Source organism: Polyangium sp. 15x6 (assembly GCF_029960785.1).
Taxonomy (GTDB): Bacteria; Myxococcota_A; Polyangia; order Polyangiales; family Polyangiaceae; genus Polyangium.
Genome location: NZ_JASBQE010000051.1, coordinates 47,996 through 64,307, shown reverse-complemented (window position 1 = coordinate 64,307; position 16,312 = coordinate 47,996). Strand labels below are relative to the sequence as shown.

12 protein-coding genes are annotated in these 16,312 nt (G+C 67.3%); 7 read left to right on the top strand and 5 right to left on the bottom strand.

Annotated elements, in window-relative coordinates:
• Positions 1 to 248 precede the first annotated feature (248 nt).
• Both traA and QHF83_RS31240 read right to left on the bottom strand, forming a co-directional pair.
• Positions 249 to 1,517 carry an outer membrane exchange protein TraA family protein gene (traA, locus tag QHF83_RS31245; protein WP_282421644.1) on the bottom strand — a complete coding sequence of 423 codons (1,269 nt, stop codon included), beginning with the start codon at positions 1,515 to 1,517 and terminating at the stop codon, positions 249 to 251.
• A 201-nt stretch (positions 1,518 to 1,718) separates the two neighbouring features.
• Positions 1,719 to 2,639 carry a LysR family transcriptional regulator gene (locus tag QHF83_RS31240; protein ID WP_282421643.1) on the bottom strand — a complete coding sequence of 307 codons (921 nt, stop codon included), beginning with the start codon at positions 2,637 to 2,639 and terminating at the stop codon, positions 1,719 to 1,721.
• Positions 2,640 to 2,734: 95 nt separating this feature from the next.
• Here QHF83_RS31240 and QHF83_RS31235 point away from each other — a divergent pair, with 95 nt between their 5' ends.
• Together QHF83_RS31235 and QHF83_RS31230 are read left to right on the top strand one after the other, a co-directional pair.
• Positions 2,735 to 3,955 (top strand): MFS transporter, encoded by a 1,221-nt coding sequence (locus QHF83_RS31235; protein WP_282421642.1) that lies wholly within the window; start codon positions 2,735 to 2,737, stop codon positions 3,953 to 3,955.
• A gap of 134 nt (positions 3,956 to 4,089) precedes the next feature.
• Positions 4,090 to 5,064 (top strand): DUF5050 domain-containing protein, encoded by a 975-nt coding sequence (locus QHF83_RS31230; RefSeq protein ID WP_282421641.1) that lies wholly within the window; start codon positions 4,090 to 4,092, stop codon positions 5,062 to 5,064.
• A gap of 39 nt (positions 5,065 to 5,103) precedes the next feature.
• On the opposite strand, the gene lanKC is transcribed toward QHF83_RS31230, so the two are convergent.
• Positions 5,104 to 7,755: a class III lanthionine synthetase LanKC gene (gene lanKC, locus QHF83_RS31225; RefSeq protein ID WP_282421640.1), complete on the bottom strand. Its 2,652-nt coding sequence runs from the start codon at positions 7,753 to 7,755 to the stop codon at positions 5,104 to 5,106.
• A gap of 796 nt (positions 7,756 to 8,551) precedes the next feature.
• Between lanKC and QHF83_RS31220 the strand changes: the two genes are divergently transcribed.
• Positions 8,552 to 9,685, top strand: a complete 1,134-nt coding sequence (locus QHF83_RS31220; RefSeq protein ID WP_282421639.1) for a hypothetical protein — start codon at positions 8,552 to 8,554, stop codon at positions 9,683 to 9,685.
• A gap of 3 nt (positions 9,686 to 9,688) precedes the next feature.
• On the opposite strand, the gene QHF83_RS31215 is transcribed toward QHF83_RS31220, so the two are convergent.
• On the bottom strand, positions 9,689 to 10,672 hold the full coding sequence (locus tag QHF83_RS31215) for a hypothetical protein (RefSeq protein ID WP_282421638.1): 984 nt from the start codon (positions 10,670 to 10,672) through the stop codon (positions 9,689 to 9,691).
• Positions 10,673 to 10,761: 89 nt separating this feature from the next.
• Complete coding sequence (locus QHF83_RS31210) at positions 10,762 to 11,856, bottom strand: isoaspartyl peptidase/L-asparaginase (RefSeq protein WP_282421637.1); 1,095 nt, start codon at positions 11,854 to 11,856, stop codon at positions 10,762 to 10,764.
• A gap of 194 nt (positions 11,857 to 12,050) precedes the next feature.
• Between QHF83_RS31210 and QHF83_RS31205 the strand changes: the two genes are divergently transcribed.
• The 4 genes from QHF83_RS31205 to QHF83_RS31190 all read left to right on the top strand — a co-directional run bounded on the left by QHF83_RS31205 (position 12,051) and on the right by QHF83_RS31190 (position 16,308).
• Positions 12,051 to 12,938 carry a hypothetical protein gene (locus QHF83_RS31205; RefSeq protein WP_282421636.1) on the top strand — a complete coding sequence of 296 codons (888 nt, stop codon included), beginning with the start codon at positions 12,051 to 12,053 and terminating at the stop codon, positions 12,936 to 12,938.
• On the top strand, positions 12,935 to 13,516 hold the full coding sequence (locus QHF83_RS31200) for an RNA polymerase sigma factor (protein ID WP_282421635.1): 582 nt from the start codon (positions 12,935 to 12,937) through the stop codon (positions 13,514 to 13,516). Before QHF83_RS31205 ends, QHF83_RS31200 begins: the two co-directional genes overlap by 4 nt.
• Positions 13,513 to 14,709 carry a FecR domain-containing protein gene (locus tag QHF83_RS31195; protein ID WP_282421634.1) on the top strand — a complete coding sequence of 399 codons (1,197 nt, stop codon included), beginning with the start codon at positions 13,513 to 13,515 and terminating at the stop codon, positions 14,707 to 14,709. The genes QHF83_RS31200 and QHF83_RS31195 overlap by 4 nt, the downstream gene beginning before the upstream one ends.
• A gap of 282 nt (positions 14,710 to 14,991) precedes the next feature.
• Positions 14,992 to 16,308, top strand: a complete 1,317-nt coding sequence (locus QHF83_RS31190) for an inositol-3-phosphate synthase (RefSeq protein ID WP_282421633.1) — start codon at positions 14,992 to 14,994, stop codon at positions 16,306 to 16,308.
• The last annotated feature ends 4 nt before the right edge of the window (positions 16,309 to 16,312 follow it).

Genomic DNA, 16,312 nt, shown 5'->3' with positions numbered 1-16,312 from the left:
CGCGGCGGTGTCCGTCCCGAAGAGCAAATAAAGAACGGCCACGATGTGGGAACCCGGCGAAGGGAACCCGAGCCAAAAGCCCCCCGAGCGCAGAGAATTGTGGGGGGAAAACCGCAAAAGAAGCCGCAAGCGTGTCACGAGGCAGTGACACTGTCACGCGTGTGTGACAGTGCGTCGTAACAGCGCAGGGCTATGCAAGGGGAGGGGGCGCCGAGGTCCTGGAAGGTGTTTCGGCGATACCGCGGACGTCAACGGTGCGAGGATCGGGACGCGCGCCGTCGCGACCGGGCATAAGCCATCGCCGCGCCCGCGAGACCCAGAATGCCCGCGGCTCCGGGCGACGAGCCCGGTTCGGCCCGACAAGCACAACCGCTTTCCGTACCGCCGTCGCCTCCGCCGCCGCTGCCGCCGCCGCCGTTACCGCCGCCGTTGCCGCCGCCGCCGTTGCCGCCGCCGCTGCCGCCGGCTCCACCCGAGCCCGCGGGCGACGATGATTCATTGCAGGTCTTCGTGCTCGGATCGCAGGTGTCGCCGCTCGCGCAATCGGCGTCCGTGCGGCAACCGGCGCACTGGAGGTTGCCATTCACGTCCGCGCAGAACGGGGTTTCGCCGCCGCAAGGCGAGCAGGTCGATCCGCAGAACTCGTCCGTGTCGCAAGGCGCGCAGAGCGCCGCTTCATTGCAGTGGTACCCGGCCTCGCAACCGGTCTCACCGGCCTGGTTGATGAACTTCCGCTCGCATTGCTTGCAGACGCCGAGATCCGGGTACGAGGGGTTGCCGTTCAACGTCTGGAAAAACGAGGTCGGCGGGAGAAGCGTGAATCCCGCGTCGTTGAGCTTGACGATGGGCGGCTGGTTGGCCGGTCGCTCGAAGTCCTCGAAATCCCCAACGAAATAGGAGACCTCGAGCGCGGCGTGCTCGGTGATTTGGGTGTAGAGGATCTCGATCGGATAGAGCCCCGGGGTCGAGAAGGTGACCTGGTTCGTCACGCGCCACGTCGCAACCCCTATCTGAGCCGGGCGGACGACGACGGGATAGGCGTTGAATGCCTTGTCGTACACGGTGAGGCTGACGGTGTCGTCCGTGTACAACCCGAAGTGGATGGGCTTGTTCGCGAGGTCGGCCGTGACGTTGAAGAAGCCGCGCATACGCGAGGCGAAGGCCGTCGTCGAGTCGTTGACGAAGAAATCGCACCCGCCCGTCTTGCATGCCCGCAGCGCGGCGTCGATGAAATCGCCGTAGCTCACCTGGAGGCCGGACGCGTTGTTGTTGGACAGATCGAAGACCGAGCGGATCACGTTCTCGACGCGATCGGCCGCGTGCGCGTCGATGAACGTGTCGATCGACTCCGTGTAGTTGCCGGGGTTCGCGAGGTTGAAGTCCGTCACCGGGTTCGTCGCTATCGCCGACGCGGCGCAAAGGCCCGTACCTTCGCCGTCGATGGGATCCGCGACGCCTTCCGGCACGGTGACGGGCTCCGCGCGGGCCACGGCCGGTGCGAGAGCGAGACAGAACAAGGACCCACCAAGTAACCGTTTTACCTGCATGATATCACCATTAAGGATGTGCCGCACTGTGCGTGCACAGTCGGGACCCTAACACGGAAAGAGCGATCAGAGCAAGAATCACGCGGTGGGGGTGCTCCGCAGCACGATTCTCACGCATGCAGGGCAATGCAGGAACGGAGAGGCTTCGAGATTCGCTCTCCTTCTCGCGAGCTACCCGGCGATGTTCGGCACCGCCTCGCGCATGGCCTCCAGGAACACGCGCAGCCGGGCCGGGTAGAAGCGCGCGTAGGGATAGACCAGGTGGACAGGCAGCCGCGGCGCTTCCCACGCGGGGGCCAGGTGCAGAAGTCGCCCCTGCTCCAGATCGTCGTTCACCATCCACGCGGAGACGATTCCGGCCCCCAGCCCCGAAAGGAGCACGTTGCGTAGCGCATACAGGCTATCGGTGCTCAGGCGGGGCCGGATCGCAAAGCGCCGCGTGACGCCGTCGGCCTTTCGCACCAGCGCCACTTCGTTGCGATAATAGGTCTGCAGCGCAAGCCATGGCAGCGCCGCGAGGTCGTCCGGTTGCCGTGGAAGCGGCCGCTCGCGGAACAAGTCCGGCGCAGCGACGACGATGCGCGGCACCTCGGCCAATCGAACGGCCACCACGGAGGGATCGTCCACCGCGCCGACTTGCACGGCGCAATCGATGCCCTCGGCGATGAAATCGGGACGCCGATCGTGGAGCAGCCATTCGACCGTGACCCTCGGATGACGCTTCAGGTACGCCGTCAACGGCGCGATGAGCTGCTGCTGCCCGAATGCGTGCGGGACCAGGACCCGTAGATGGCCTTCCGGCGCGTCCTTGGCTCCGCGCAAGTCGGCGGTCATCGCCTGCCAGCCATCCAGGAGCGTCTTGGCATGCGCGAAGCAGCGCGCGCCATCGTCCGTGAGTTTCATGACGTGGGTGGAGCGCTGCAGCAGCTTGAGGCCCAGGGCGCGCTCGAGCGCCTGCAGGCGCCGGCTCACGGTGGGCTGGCTGGTCCCCAGTTGCGCGGCTGCGGCCGAGAGGCTGCCGGTTTCGACGATGCGCACGAAGGTCTGCATCAGGCCGATCCGGTCCATCCCGGTCATGTCTGGGTTGGTCATACATCGAGCGTATATCAAGTCTGCGCCCGAGGCAGCTACCACGTCTTCGGAGCGGCTTGTACGATGGCCTCAGGTCAACCGAAGAGGCGTCCCCCATGGCAACCATTCAGATCACGCATGTCACCGCCGCCGTCCCCGCCCAGGCCGGGCTCTCCCGTTCGCTGGTGCTTCTGCTGGCCACCGGCGCCGGGCTGAGCGTCGCGTCGCTCTACTACAGTCAGCCGATGCTGGGGGTGCTCGGCCCGGACCTTCACGCCGGCGATCGGCTTCTGGGCCTGGTGCCCACGTCGACGCAGCTGGGTTATGCGCTGGGGATTTGGCTGCTCGCCCCGCTCGGGGACCGCTATGATCGGCGCAGCATCATCCTGGTCAAGGCCGCGCTGCTTTCGCTTGCGCTGCTGATCTGCGGCTTCGCCCCGGGGATTGGCTGGTTGCTCGGGGCCGGCTTGGCCGTCGGGCTGACCGCGACGCTGGCGCAGGACATCGTGCCCGCCGCCGCGACGCTGGCGCCGGAATCGCAGCGCGGAAAGGTCGTGGGAACGGTCATGACCGGCCTGCTTTTGGGCATCCTGCTGTCGCGCGTGGTCAGCGGCTTCGTGGCCGAGCATTGGGGCTGGCGCGCCGTGTATATCGCCGCCGCGGGCGCCATTGCGTTGATCGGCGTGGTCGCCTGGCAGGGATTGCCGCGCTTTCAGCCCACGACCCAGCTCGGCTATCGCGCCTTGATGGGTTCGCTGGTCGCGCTGTGGCGCCGTTACCCGGCATTACGACAGGCGACGCTCGCGCAGGGATTGCTGGCGCTCGGTTTTGGTGGATTCTGGTCGACGCTGGCGGTCATGCTGCACGGTAGCTTTCACCTGGGCAGCGCCGCCGCCGGCGCTTTCGGGCTGGCCGGCGCGGCCGGCGCGCTGGCCGCACCGCTGGCCGGGCGTCTGGCCGACCGACGTGGGCCGGAGCTCGTCACGCGCCTCGGCGCAGGGCTGACCGCGGTGTCGTTCGCGACCATGGTGCTTTCACCCCTGCTGCCGCCCTCGGCGCAACTGGGCCTGATCGTCGTCGCCGCGATCGGCTTCGATTTCGGCGTCCAGGCAACGCTGGTCGCACACCAGACCCTGGTTTATGGCATCGAGCCCGGCGCGCGCAGCCGCCTGAACGCGCTGCTGTTCACCGGGATGTTCATTGGCATGGCCGCGGGCGCCGCGCTCGGCAGTCTGGCGCTGGCGCAATGGGGCTGGATGGGCGTCGTCGGGCTGGCGACGGCGACTTCGACCGCCGCGCTGGTCGTGCGGATGGTACGTCGAACGGCGACGGCGTGAGCGATGCACTTTCGCCCGGCACACCGTGAACCCCCATTCATAGTAGGACATCGTTGGAGAGCATTCTCCGCGGCACGGATTGTTGGCACGCTGCATGCACGGCGCCGGGCCCGCTTCCTTCCAGGAGGATAAACGTGCGTGCATTTTCGTGGATGCTGGTGACCCTGCTCATCGCCGGGTGCAGCGATCAGGCAACGAACGATCAACCGAATACGAGCTACGGCCCGGGCGGATGCCCGCTGGTCACGTTCGGCGAGGGCATGGACGAGAGCGCGGTGAACGGTATCGTCGCGGATGCGAGCGGCGTCTACTGGACCCGCGACGACTCGGTGTGGCGAGCGGATCCGGGCGGCGCCTCGCCGAAGCGCCTCGCGCAGGGGTTCACGCTGGCCTACACGCTGGCCATGGATGACGAGGCGCTCTACGTCGTGGATTACGCCGAGAAGCTCGTGCGAATGAACAAGGACGGCAGCGGGGCGGTGGTCCTCGCGCAGGATGCGATCAGCGCGGTCGCGGTGGATGAGAGCAGTGTCTATTTCACGTCCACGGCAGGCCTCTTCCGGACGCCCAAGGATACCTCCAAGGTCGAATCCCTCGCGTCGATTTCGAACCCGGATTCCATTGCGGTCGACGACGCATACGTCTACGTGCGCACCATCGGCAACGTGGACGATCCCTCGGGCCGTACCGTGCGCGTGCCCAAGGCAGGAGGCCCGATCGAGGAGATCGCGCCGCCCACCACCGTCGCATACCACTATTTTTCCCACGAACTCGAGGTGGACGGGACGAACGTCTACTGGGTCGAGCCCTCGGCCGGTACGCTGATGAAGGCCCCCAAGGTGGGCGGCGCGCCGGCCGTGCTCGCCAAGGACCTCGCCGATCCCGTGAGCCTCACGCTGGATGGCAAACACGTCTACGTCACGCTGCGCAGCAAGGATGGCGGCTCGGACGACGAGCGCGGCGTGATTCGTGTACCCAAGGAGGGCGGCGACGTGGCCGACGTGGCGCGCGGCCCGCAGATCAGCGCGTACGACGTGGCGGTCGATGCCACGCACGTGTACTGGACCGCCCGGGTCGTGGGCGCGGGCGTCACCATGAGCTGCAAATGATACGCGACGAGAGCTGGCTCGATTCTACCCGCGCGCGGCTCAGAAATCGAAGAAGGGAATGCCCGCGGAGGTGAGGATCCGGTGGATGAAGACCCCGATTCCAGCGGAGCCCGTCCCGTAGTCGGTGGAGACGCGGAGCAACTCCTCGCCAGGAAAGACGATTCCCCCCGGCCTCTCGAGCGCGAACAGCATGATCCGGGTGACGAACCGGCGTGCCTCTTCGAGGAAAGCCTCGTCACGCGTCGCCCGGTACATGTCCACGAAGAAGTTCCCGAGCCCCGCCATGCCGCAGAGATTTCCCGGGAAGACGGTGTATTTGTCTTCCAGGTATCGGGCTATCCTGCGGGCCGCCGAGAGGTACCGCTCGTCCCCCAGCACCTCGTGGAAGCGCAGCGCGACGCTGCCGATTCCCGCGCTGCCGCTCCGCCAGTAGGGCGAGAACACCGGCTCCCCGGCAGCACGGCGAAACATCATTTGCCCCTGTCGTTCTTCGGCGCTCGCCAATTCGAAGTCCAGGAGCCCTGTGGCATACTCCAGGTGCTCCGCCCGCCTCGTCGCGAGGTGGAGACGTAGCAGGAAGTAGCCGATGCCGGAAGCGCCGTGCGCGATGCCGTGGTAGACATGGCCCGCGTTGACGTAGCAATATCCTCCCAAGGCCTGCTGGAGCTTCGGCTCGATGGCAAGGAACGCGTCGACCGCGTTCGCGAGGTACGCCTCGTCGCCCAGCCGCTCGAAGAAAAAGAGGTTGGCGAGGCCATGACCAGCCGCGCCGTAAAACATGTCGGCACTCTCGAACCGGATCGGGGAGCGCGCGGCGACGCGCATGAGAGCTTCGCCTTCACGGAGCATTCCGAGTTCGAGGAACGCCCACGCGATCCCCGCCGTGCCGACATACAGCCCGGACGGGTAGTGGTCGTTATCGACGCGCTGCGCCTCGGCCGAAAGCGCCTCGCGCATCTCCGCTGGCACCTCGCCGGTCACGCGCTGGAGGGCGCAGGCGATGCCGGACGCGCCGTAGGCGGCGCTCAGTGCGTTCGTCGTGAAACGCCGGTAGTCCGTCGGCAGATCCAGCGGATCCTTTGTGGAAATCTTCTCCCCAATGTAGTTCGCAATGTCGGAGACGATCCGGCGGAGAGCGTCGTCCTGCGGGACATGCGGTGCTCGTCGCGCCACTGCGATGTCAGCGAGGCTGCGCTTGGCTTCGTCCATCAACGCGTCGATCCTCTCGGGCTGTTCACCCACACCGAGGATGAGCTGGACAATCGGGTCGGGGAGCCCTTTCTCGTGCGCGACGTGCTCGAGCATGGGCCGCCGGCGCTCGGGCGCGAGCGCGAAGAAGGGGGTCACTGGATAAAGCAGATCCCCGAGGAGGCGGCTCAGCGCCCGATGGTCGGCAGCGATCGTCGGGGGCTTGCCCGACCGTCGTTGATCTTCCCCGAAGCCGGGGGTGTACACGTAAATGATGGGGCCCTCGTTCCCGCCGCGCTCGGCGTAGGCGCTCTCGAAATCCACGAACATGACCGTCCGCTCGGTCGGATCGAATAGGACATTCTGCCGCGCCAGATCCTGGATCGCGACACCCCGCGAATGGATGGCTCGAACGCCGGCGATGAGCCGTTCGGAGATCCCGAGAAAATCCGCGCAGTACCGCTTCACGTCGGCGACGGTGGTCCCCGTCGTGAGCAAAATCGAGGTGCCCTCGTTGGATGCCATGTGAGTAGACAGAGGCCTCGCCTGCGCGAGCTCCATGACCAGGAAGCTATTTTCCCACTCCATGAAGAAGTCGAGCGCCCTCGGCGTCACGCCCGTGTTCTCCAGCAATCGCAGGATCTCGTATTCGTTCTTCAGGCCATCGGCAGCGTCGTGGGGGTTCGTCCTGCCGCGGTTCACGAAAGGGCGTCCCTCCTTGACCACGACCTCTGCGCCTGTCTCGAGGTCGGTGCATCGATAGACTCCTCCCTTGCTCGAGACGCTCATCGCGTGGGTTGCTCGGTAGCGGCCTTTGAGGATGGGCTCGGCGCTGTCGCTCGCGGAGGTCGGGAAGGGATCGGCGATTCCGTCGGGCAGCGAGAAATAGGGCAACCGCTGATCTCGGATCTGCCGGCCGTCCGCCGTCGCGAAAAACGGTTCCATCTCGCCGTACGTGCTCACGCGGAGCGTGCTCCTGAATGCGCCGTAGCGATAGAACAGGACCTTGCTGCCCTCGTACCGCTTGTCGGAGAGGATATAGGGCCCTGCAAAGCCCTTCGTGACCTCGTGAAGGCGCTGCATCAACGTACGGAAACGGTCGAGGTCGGCGGGGTATACCGTGATGAACTTGCCGCACGATCCTCGGTCCCGGCCGCTGGAGTTGTTGAGATCGAGCATGGCCCGATCGGCGAGGAACTTGAACGCGGCGCCTTCTGCCGTGAGGATGGGCACGACCGTCGCGAGGAGGGCCCTCGCGTTTTCGTCCGTCGCGGAGAGGTGAATCTTGAAACCCGCCTCCGGCGTCCGGTCGATCGGCGGCCTGACCCTGCACCAGATCCCGACACCGTCGTCCAGGATCCAGCCGGGCGGCAGCAATTCCTTCACCAGCGCCTGGAAGTCGGCCGTCGTCGATTGATATCGTTCGAGGCTCGAGTACTCCTCCGGGTGGTTGAACGTGAAGAGGATCAGATTGTGTCTCGCTCTCCGCTCGATATCCGACATGTCCCGCCCTCCTCGTGAAACACACGAGTTCATGGCGGCCTGCGCGCAGCGACACGAGAGCTGCCGCAGGCCGCCATGAAGCTAAAAAAGACGATTCGGCCGTGTCTGCGGAAGCTTGCTTCGATAGCCTGGAAACGTCAGCTGGGGCGGACGCAGGCGATGATGCTGCTAATGACCGAGAAGCACATTTCGGGGTTATCGTGGCGGTCGACGGAGATCTTCTGCAACGCGAGGACGTTGTTCATGGCCGTATCCCTCCAGAATGGACGGAGCCCCGTTGGCCCGTCATCGACGGCTATGGTGCCGCCGTCCCGATCCCGGGAGCCTCGGACCAGGTGGTGACGCAGTGGGGCGTGGATGTTGTCGGGATGGAAGAGCCTCAGGACATGGAGAGGCGCCGGAGCGTACCGGATCCCTTGCACCGATCGGCTCGGGTCATTCGTGTGGCATGACCCCTGACGACGCGACGACCGGTGGGCTCGCCGAGCGTAATGGCCGGACGAACCTCGAGCGTCCACGTGTATGCGAACACGGCCACGCCGATGATGGTCGCGCCATCCCGCGCCACGAGGATTCGGCCGCGCCGCGCGTCGTCAGCATGCCGTGGACCGCGCCCGAGAGTCGATCCGGCGCGAGAACGACGTCGTGCTCGGCGAGCTGTCGTGCGAGGAGACGCACTACGTCTGCGTGATCGACAGGGCGCGCATCTTCGATGGTCACGTCGGGGAGGGGAGCCATTCCGGAATGGTTAACAGGTCCCCGGCCTGGCTGGCTCGAGATGTGCGAAGCTCCTCCCGTGCCTCGCATCGCGCTCATCTCCGATCTCGACCGCGCCTTCGACCCCCACGCCGACCCTCGGAACGTGGCCATGATCAAGCGCCGCCACGCCTTCTGGACCGAGCTCGCCCGCCTGCGATGCTGGGACATCGCCATCCGTCACGCGAACGCGCTGGACGATGCCTCGGGCGACGTGCGCGGCAGCGTGTGCTGGATCGATCTGCCCATGCTGCCGCGCGAGAACTACCGGACCGTCTTCGATCGCGCCTTCGCCCTTCTGCCCGCGTGTGTCCTCGACCCTCCCGACGATGTGGAGCGCGTCCTCGGGCTCGATCGCTCGTACCCGGTCCTCGTGCGCGCCGGCATTCCCACGCCGCGGACGGCCTTTCTGCCGGTGGACGACGCGTGCGCCGCGGCCATCGATTCGCCGGCGGCCGTGCGCAGCTCGTTGACCGAGGCGATCTACAATGCCCTCTTCGATGCGGAGATCGAGCCGCATGAAGGCATCTTCATTCGTGGCTTCTACACTTCGACCAAGTCGACCAACCCGGAGCATTACTTCGGCAGCAACCAGGCGGACATCGAGGCTACCGTGTTCGAGGTGATCCGCCGCCTGCGCGTGTCCCTCGACGTCGGCGGCCTCGCATTGCGCGAGCACCTCGAGCTCGAGCGAATCGAGCTGCCTGCGCTCCCGGGTGCGCGTGATGCCGTGCGTGTACCCCTCGAGGTGCGGCTCACGGTGCTGTGCGGTCGCGTCCTGATGGCCAGTTATCATGGCCCGTTCGAGGTCCTCGCCGACGAACCACGGCGCGCCCTCGAAAGCGCGCTCGCCGATCGCCGCGAGATCATTGTCGACGCCGTGCGTTCGCTCGCGCCGGCCTTGCTCGCGGCGGATTTTCCGCCGAGCTACGTGGCGGATCTCGCCTTCGTCCGAGGTGGGGGGCCGGTGGTGCTCGAGCTCAACCCGCTTTATGCCGCGGGCTACAACGTGCCCGCCGCGCACGCCTTGGTCGTCGCGGCACGGGGCGCCGATCTGGCGCGTCGTGCTGGCTACGCCGCGTCGACGTGGCCCGAGATCCTCGACACCGCAGCGGAGCTCGTCGGCGCGCGTGTCGAGCAGAGCCCGGCGGTTTGGCTGCTCGATGACCCGTGAGAATCAGTCGAACCCGCCGAAGTCGTCGCCTCCGAAGTCGCCGCCCCCGAAGTCGCCGCCCCCGAAATCGTCGCCTCCGGCGTCATCGTGGCCAACGTCCCCGCCGTCGCCCGTATCCGTGGAATTGGCCTCCGCGAGCCCAGGGTTTTGCGAGACGTCCGCGGCAGACCCGACGTGCGCTCCGGACGGGTTCACCACGTGGATCATCGGCGCGTGCATCATGTGCATGAACGACGAGATCAGCATGACGTCGAGCATCATCCCCATCGGGCTCGGGTAATACCGGGCGTAAGGGTCGTAGGCAGGGTTCGACGGTTCGAGCTTCGCCTCCTGCTCCGGCTCGCGCGACGGCCGCACGACGAGCGCCTCGGCGCGCTTTTGCGAGATGATCGCCTCGGGCATCGTGGCCCGCAAGGCGCCTTCGAGGCGCGTGACGAACGATTCGAACTGGAGCCGCGCGCTTTCCAGGCGCGTGCTGTCCGTGACGAGCGGCGCGACACGATTTCGGTATTCCTCCGCGGACTCGCCGCGCCTGGGTTCGAGCTCCTGGATGCGCCCGCCAATCGAGACGTACGCCGAAGGCTCTCCCGCGTGGTGCTCGGTGAACGCTCGTGTCTCCACGAGCAGGTGCAAGCCCGCCTCCTCGTGCTCGAGCGCCAGCCGGAGCTCGCGGAATCCACTGCCGAACAGCGATGTGTGTTCCGACATCGCGATCATGAGATCCGGCAAATCTCCTGCTTTGCTGTCCGTGTCCTGGAAAACGACGGTATCGTCGACCACGAGCGACACGGCGTTGTCGAACCCCAGGCTCACGAGCGCGCGCTTGATCGCGTCGACGAGCGAGCTCGCCTCGAACGCCACGCGTACGCGGTCCGTGGCGAGGTCCGGCGAGCCGCCGAGCCGTTGCTTGATTTTCTCCCAGATGCTCGGCTCCCGATGGATGACCTCGCCCCGGAGCGTCACGTGGATCTGTCCGACGAGCCTCATGGGGAGAAGTCTAGGCACGAATCACGAGCCGTCACGCGGCGTCTGCACCTGGCGACCGAGGGTGCTCGGCGCGACGTTTCGCCCGCACCTCACCGATCCCGGAAGATCGCCACCGACGCGACCCCGTCCGCCCCCATGTATCCGCGGTACATCCCCTTCGAATTGAACGGCATGGCCACGTTTCCCTGCGCGTCCATGGCGATGATGCCTCCCTCGCCCCCGGCCTTCACCAGGATGTCCATCACCACCCGATCCGCCGCCGCCCCGAGCCCCATTCCCGAATATTCGACCCGCGCGCACACGTCGCGGGCCACCGTGTACCGGATGAAGTATTCCCCGTGCCCCGTCGCCGACACCGCGCAGCCTTCGTCCGCGTACGTCCCCGCCCCGATGATCGGTGAATCCCCGACGCGCCCGAATCGCTTGTTCGTCATCCCGCCCGTCGACGTCCCCGCTGCGAGGTGGCCCGCCTGATCGAGCGCCACCGCGCCGACCGTGCCGAATTTGTATTCACGCCCGGCGGGGCTCTCCCAGAAGCTCTGCGGTTTGCCCTGCGGCGGAGGCGGAGGCGCCTTTTTCTCCGCCGCGAGGGCGCGCTGGAGCGCCTGCCATCGCTCCTCCGTGTAGAAATAACTCTCCGGCACGAGCGCGAGCCCCTCTTGCTCGGCGAAGCGCTCGGCGCCCTCGCCAATCATCATCACGTGCGGCGATTTTCCCATCACGGCTCGCGCGAGCGCGATCGGGTTTCGCACGTGGCGCAGCCCGGCCACCGCGCCCGCTTCGCGCGTGTGGCCGTTCATGAGGGCCGCGTCGAGCTCGTTCGTGCCCTCGTGCGTGAAGACCGCGCCCTTGCCAGCATTGAAGAGAGGTGAATCCTCGAGGATGCGGATGGCCGCCGTGACTGCATCCAGGCTGCTGCCCCCCTTCGCGAGGAGCCCGTGCCCCGCCTCGAGCGACGCCGCGAGGACCGCGCGCATTTCGGCCTCGCGCTCGGGGGAGAGCGAGGCGCGATCGAGGACGCCCGCGCCTCCGTGAATGACGAGCCCCCAGCGAGGCGCGGGGCGGGGGGCGTCGGTCGTTTCGACGTCCGGGCGGGGATTCGGCAAAGCCGACGAGCAGCCGAGCGAAGGGAACAGGGCGCCCAGGGCAATGGTCGCGAGGACGCGGGGGCAAACAGCAGGCATGCACGGGTCTACACCATTCCCTACATGTATGCAGCCATGGATCGGCCGGCCCGCGAGAGGGCCGGGACACGAATGCCTCGGTTTTTCCAATGTGTATGGGAGGGGACCTCGCTTGACCCGGCTCCCACGCCCGTGCAATTTTTCTCCGAAGGGTCCGCCGGCGAGCGGGCAAGGAGGGGTGGAGTCCTGACTTCTTGACGTTGCGCACGACGTTTCTCGGCCTGAGCCTCTCGGCGATGCTCCCCACCGCGGCGAGCGCGGCGCCCCCGCAGCCATGTGCGCCGGCGCGCGTCGGGGCAAACGTCTCTGCCCAGCCCGAGGCATGGCGACGCGCGGTCGAGGACCTGGTCGCGGCGACCGGCGAACCGGGGCAGCCCTGGAGCTGCGTGGGCGGCGAGGTCGATCTGGTCGTCGGCGTGGACGTGGCGCAGGTCACCGTGGTCGACGCGGACGGGCATGCCGTCACGCGCGAGGTCGAGTCGCCGGACGACGTCGGGCCGCTCGGCGAGGCGCTCCTCGCCAAGCCGCTTCCTCCGAGCCCCGAGACACCTCCCACGTCGCAGAAGGATCCGCAGCCGCGTGAGCCGCGTGTGCTCTTGAGCGCCGCCGTCGGGCCACGGTACGCGGGGCCGGCGCACCGGATCTGGGGCGGGCTGACCCTCTCGGCAGCGGTGCCCTTCCGGTCGTGGGGGGGTGGTGTTTGGATCCGTCAAGATGGTTTTTCGATGCCATTGGTCGAGGGGCTGCCGCAGACGGCGGAGTTATGCATCGGCGCCTCGGCATTTCGCACTTTCACCGTGGGATCCGTCGAGCTCAGGCCCGCGCTCCGGCCTTCCCTCGCGGTGGTGTCGAGCGTGGTGCCGGAGGAGGAGCTCGAAGGCGACAAGAAGTTCGACCAGGATACGCGTGTCTATTTCCGGCTCGGCCTGGAGGCCCAGGTCGTCGTGCCGATCACCGGCGCGTTCCGTGCCGTGATCGCCGTCGACGGCGAAGTCGCGCCGAGCGGGCGGGCGTGGGCGTCGGTGCCTTTCCCGGGCTACACGGTCGGCCTCGGGGTCGGGCTCGAGGTGGCGATTCCATGACGACGCTCGCCCCCAAGCGTTTGTCGAATGCCCCCGCTCTCAGCGACGCGGAGCTGCTCGTTGCGATCGCCCAGGGCGAGCTCGGGCCGCTGGGCATTCTCTTCGATCGTTACCACGAACCCGTGCGCCAGTTCCTCCTGCGTGCCGCGCCAAACGCCTCGGATGTCGACGATCTCGTGCAGGAGACGTTTCTCACGGCGACCCGCGCGGCCGCCTCGTTCGACGGGCGTGCCTCGGCATTGCCCTTTTTGATGGGCATCGCCGTGCAGCTCCTCCGGCGGCGCAAGCGCACGTTCGCGCGGCTGCGCGCGCTCTACGATACGTTTTGCGCGGCCCCCACGGCGTCCCGGCCGAGCCCGGAGGAGCACGTGAACCAGGCCGAGGAGGAGGCGCTCCTGCAGGCGGCCATCGCGCGCCTCTCCGACGAGAAGCGGATCGTGCTGGTGATGGTCGAATACAATGGCATGTCCGGTCCCGAGGTGGCGCGGATCCTGGGCACGCCGGTCGGCACGGTCTGGCGGCGCCTGCACGAGGCGCGGGCCGAGCTTCGGCGAACGCTGGAAAGGGGGATGCGATGACGTCTACGGGCTGCCCGTGGATGAATCTCGTGGAGGCCCTGCGTGACGGGCGGCTCGGTCCGCAGGAGGCGGCGTCGATGGAGCGCCATCTCAAAGGCTGCGCCGTGTGCACGAGCCTCGCGCGCGATCTCCATCGAATCGGAGATGCCGTGCGCGCGCCACGCGAGCGGGCGACGCCGCTTTCGCACCAGCGGGCGCGCGTGGGCCTCCTCGAGCGCGCGACGGCGCTCCCGACCCCGGGTGCCTCGTTCGAGAAGGCGCGGCTCCTGCTCGCGGCGGCGACGCTGACCATCGCGGTGGCGCTCGGCTTTTTCGGTGGGAAGTGGAGCGCCGCGACGAGCCGGATCGAAGTCGCGCAGCACATGAGCGCGCCGCCGCGCCTTCGAGGCGCGTCCGAGCCGCAGTTGCGCCCATCGGACGACGCACGCTTCACGCGCAATCGAAGCGCGGGCCTCGACGAGGTGATCCTCGAGGACGGCGCGCTCGACGTGGCGCGCAACCAGCTCGGCGCGGGGGAGCGGTTCGTCGTGCGCACGAAAGACGCGCAAATCGAGGTCCGCGCGACCGCATTTCGGGTCGAGGCAAAGGAAGGCCGGATCCGCAGCGTGGCCGTGGAGCAAGGCACGGCCGAGGTCCAGTATGCGGGATTCACGGCGGTGATTCCCGCGGGTGGATCCTGGCGGGCGACGGACGAGGCGTTCGAAAAGGAAAAACCCGTGGAGAAGGCCGCGCCGGACACCACGTCGTCCGCGGTCGTCCCGAGCGCGCCTGCAAAAGAAAAAACGTCGTCGCGCGCCGCGGTCGTGCGCGGAAACGGGTGGACGAACGAGCGCTCCCCGGAAGCCGTGAGCGAATCCGCCTCGGAAGAGAGCCCCGAGGCTGCGACGCCGCCTTCCGCGCCCACCTTCGTGCCTCCGCCGCCCGCGCGTGTCCCATCGGCCGCGTCGCGCGCGTTTGCCGACGCGATGGATTCACTTCGTCGGGGCGATTACGCCGACGGCGCCGAGAAGTTCGAGCGGTTCGTCTCGACGTACCCGGCGGATGCGCGGGCCGATGAGGCGGATTATCTGCGAGCCGTCGCGCTCCAGCGCGCCGGCCGTACCGCCGAGGCCGTCGCCGTCGCCAAGCAATACCTCGCCACGCGGCCCAAGGGAGCGCATCGCGCCGACGCGCAACGCATGGCAGGAAACTGACGCGGCTTTGGGCGAAGGGTTGGGCGCGGAGCGGGCAAGGAGGTGGCAGGGGGAGACGGACGAGGCGACCCACATGTCGAGCAAGCGCCCTGAAGGTCATCCACTCTGCCCGCTGGTTCGTGGTCCAAATGCATGGGCTCGTCGGAGGGATCGGACGGCTCGTCGGATCGAAGTCCCTGGGCGCCGGTCGCGCGTGCATCTTGCGCGCCGAGAACCTCGCCGGACCACCCCCATGAAATCGAACGTGCCTGGCTGCGCCGCTGCCAAGGATCGAGGAGAGCCGTGAGAGAACGCCCGCAAACGATTCGCCCCGCCACCGGCAAGCTCGCCGTATTGCTTCCCGGCCTCGGCGCCGTGGCCACCACCTTCATCGCCGGTGTGCTGCTCGCCCGCAAGGGGCTCGAAAAGCCGATCGGCTCGCTCACGCAAATGGGCACCATTCGCCTCGGCAAGCGCACCGAGAACCGCTCCCCGCTCGTCCGCGAGGCCGTCCCCTTGGCGTCGCTCGACGACCTCGTGTTCGGTGCCTGGGACATCTTCCCCGACAATGCGCTCGAGGTCGCGCGACACGCGGAAGTGCTCGAGGCGCGGCACATCGACGCAGTCGCCGCGGAGCTCGCGCAGATCGAGCCCATGCGCGGCGCCTTCTATCCGGAGTACGTGCGCCGCCTCCACGGCACGCACGTCAAGGCGGCCCGGTCCAAGGCGGAGATGGTCGAAGAGGTCCGCGAAGACATCCGCGGGTTCATTCGACGCCATGGGGCCGAGCGCGCCGTGGCGATCTGGTGCGGCAGCACGGAGGTCTTCATCGCCCCCGGCGCGGTGCACCAGAGCATTGCGGCGTTCGAGGCGGGCCTCGCCGCGGACGATCCGAGCATTTCGAGCTCCCAGATCTATGCCTGGGCCTGCCTCAAGGAGCGGGTCCCCTTCGCCAACGGGGCGCCGAACCTCTGCGTCGATTTCCCCGCCGCCTGGCAGCTCGCGCGCGAGATGGGCGTGCCCATCGCGGGCAAGGATTTCAAGACGGGACAAACCCTGATGAAGACCATCCTCGCCCCGGGGCTCAAGGCCCGCAGCTTGGGATTGCAGGGGTGGTTCTCCACCAACATCCTCGGCAATCGCGACGGCGAGGTGCTCGACGACCCGAACAGCTTCAAGACGAAGGAGGTCTCCAAGCTCGGCGTGCTCGAGCAGATCCTCGAGCCCCCTCGTTATCCGGACCTTTATGGCCAGATCTACCACAAGGTCCGTATCGAGTTTTACCCGCCGCGCGGCGATGCCAAGGAGGGCTGGGACAACCTCGATATCTTCGGGTGGCTCGGCTACCCGATGCAGATCAAGGTCAACTTCCTCTGTCGGGACTCGATCCTCGCGGCGCCCATCGTGCTCGATCTGGCGCTCTTGCTCGACCTCGCGGCGCGCGCGTCGATGCGCGGGACGCAGGAGTGGCTGAGCTTCTATTTCAAGAGCCCGATGACGGCGCCGGAGCTCTATCCGGAGCACGACCTCTTCATCCAATCGATGAAGCTCAAGAACACGCTGCGGTGGATGATCGGCGAGGAGCTCATCACCCACCTCGGCAACGAGTACTACGACTGATTTC

Excerpts from the sequence above, each read along its gene's own strand:
- QHF83_RS31240 (WP_282421643.1), bottom strand. The coding sequence starts at position 2,639 with ATGACCAACCCAGACATGACCGGGATGGACCGGATCGGCCTGATGCAG.
- QHF83_RS31235 (WP_282421642.1), top strand. The coding sequence starts at position 2,735 with ATGGCAACCATTCAGATCACGCATGTCACCGCCGCCGTCCCCGCCCAG.
- lanKC (WP_282421640.1), bottom strand. The coding sequence starts at position 7,755 with ATGTCGGATATCGAGCGGAGAGCGAGACACAATCTGATCCTCTTCACG.
- QHF83_RS31215 (WP_282421638.1), bottom strand. The coding sequence starts at position 10,672 with ATGAGGCTCGTCGGACAGATCCACGTGACGCTCCGGGGCGAGGTCATC.
- QHF83_RS31210 (WP_282421637.1), bottom strand. The coding sequence starts at position 11,856 with ATGCCTGCTGTTTGCCCCCGCGTCCTCGCGACCATTGCCCTGGGCGCC.
- QHF83_RS31200 (WP_282421635.1), top strand. The coding sequence starts at position 12,935 with ATGACGACGCTCGCCCCCAAGCGTTTGTCGAATGCCCCCGCTCTCAGC.
- QHF83_RS31195 (WP_282421634.1), top strand. The coding sequence starts at position 13,513 with ATGACGTCTACGGGCTGCCCGTGGATGAATCTCGTGGAGGCCCTGCGT.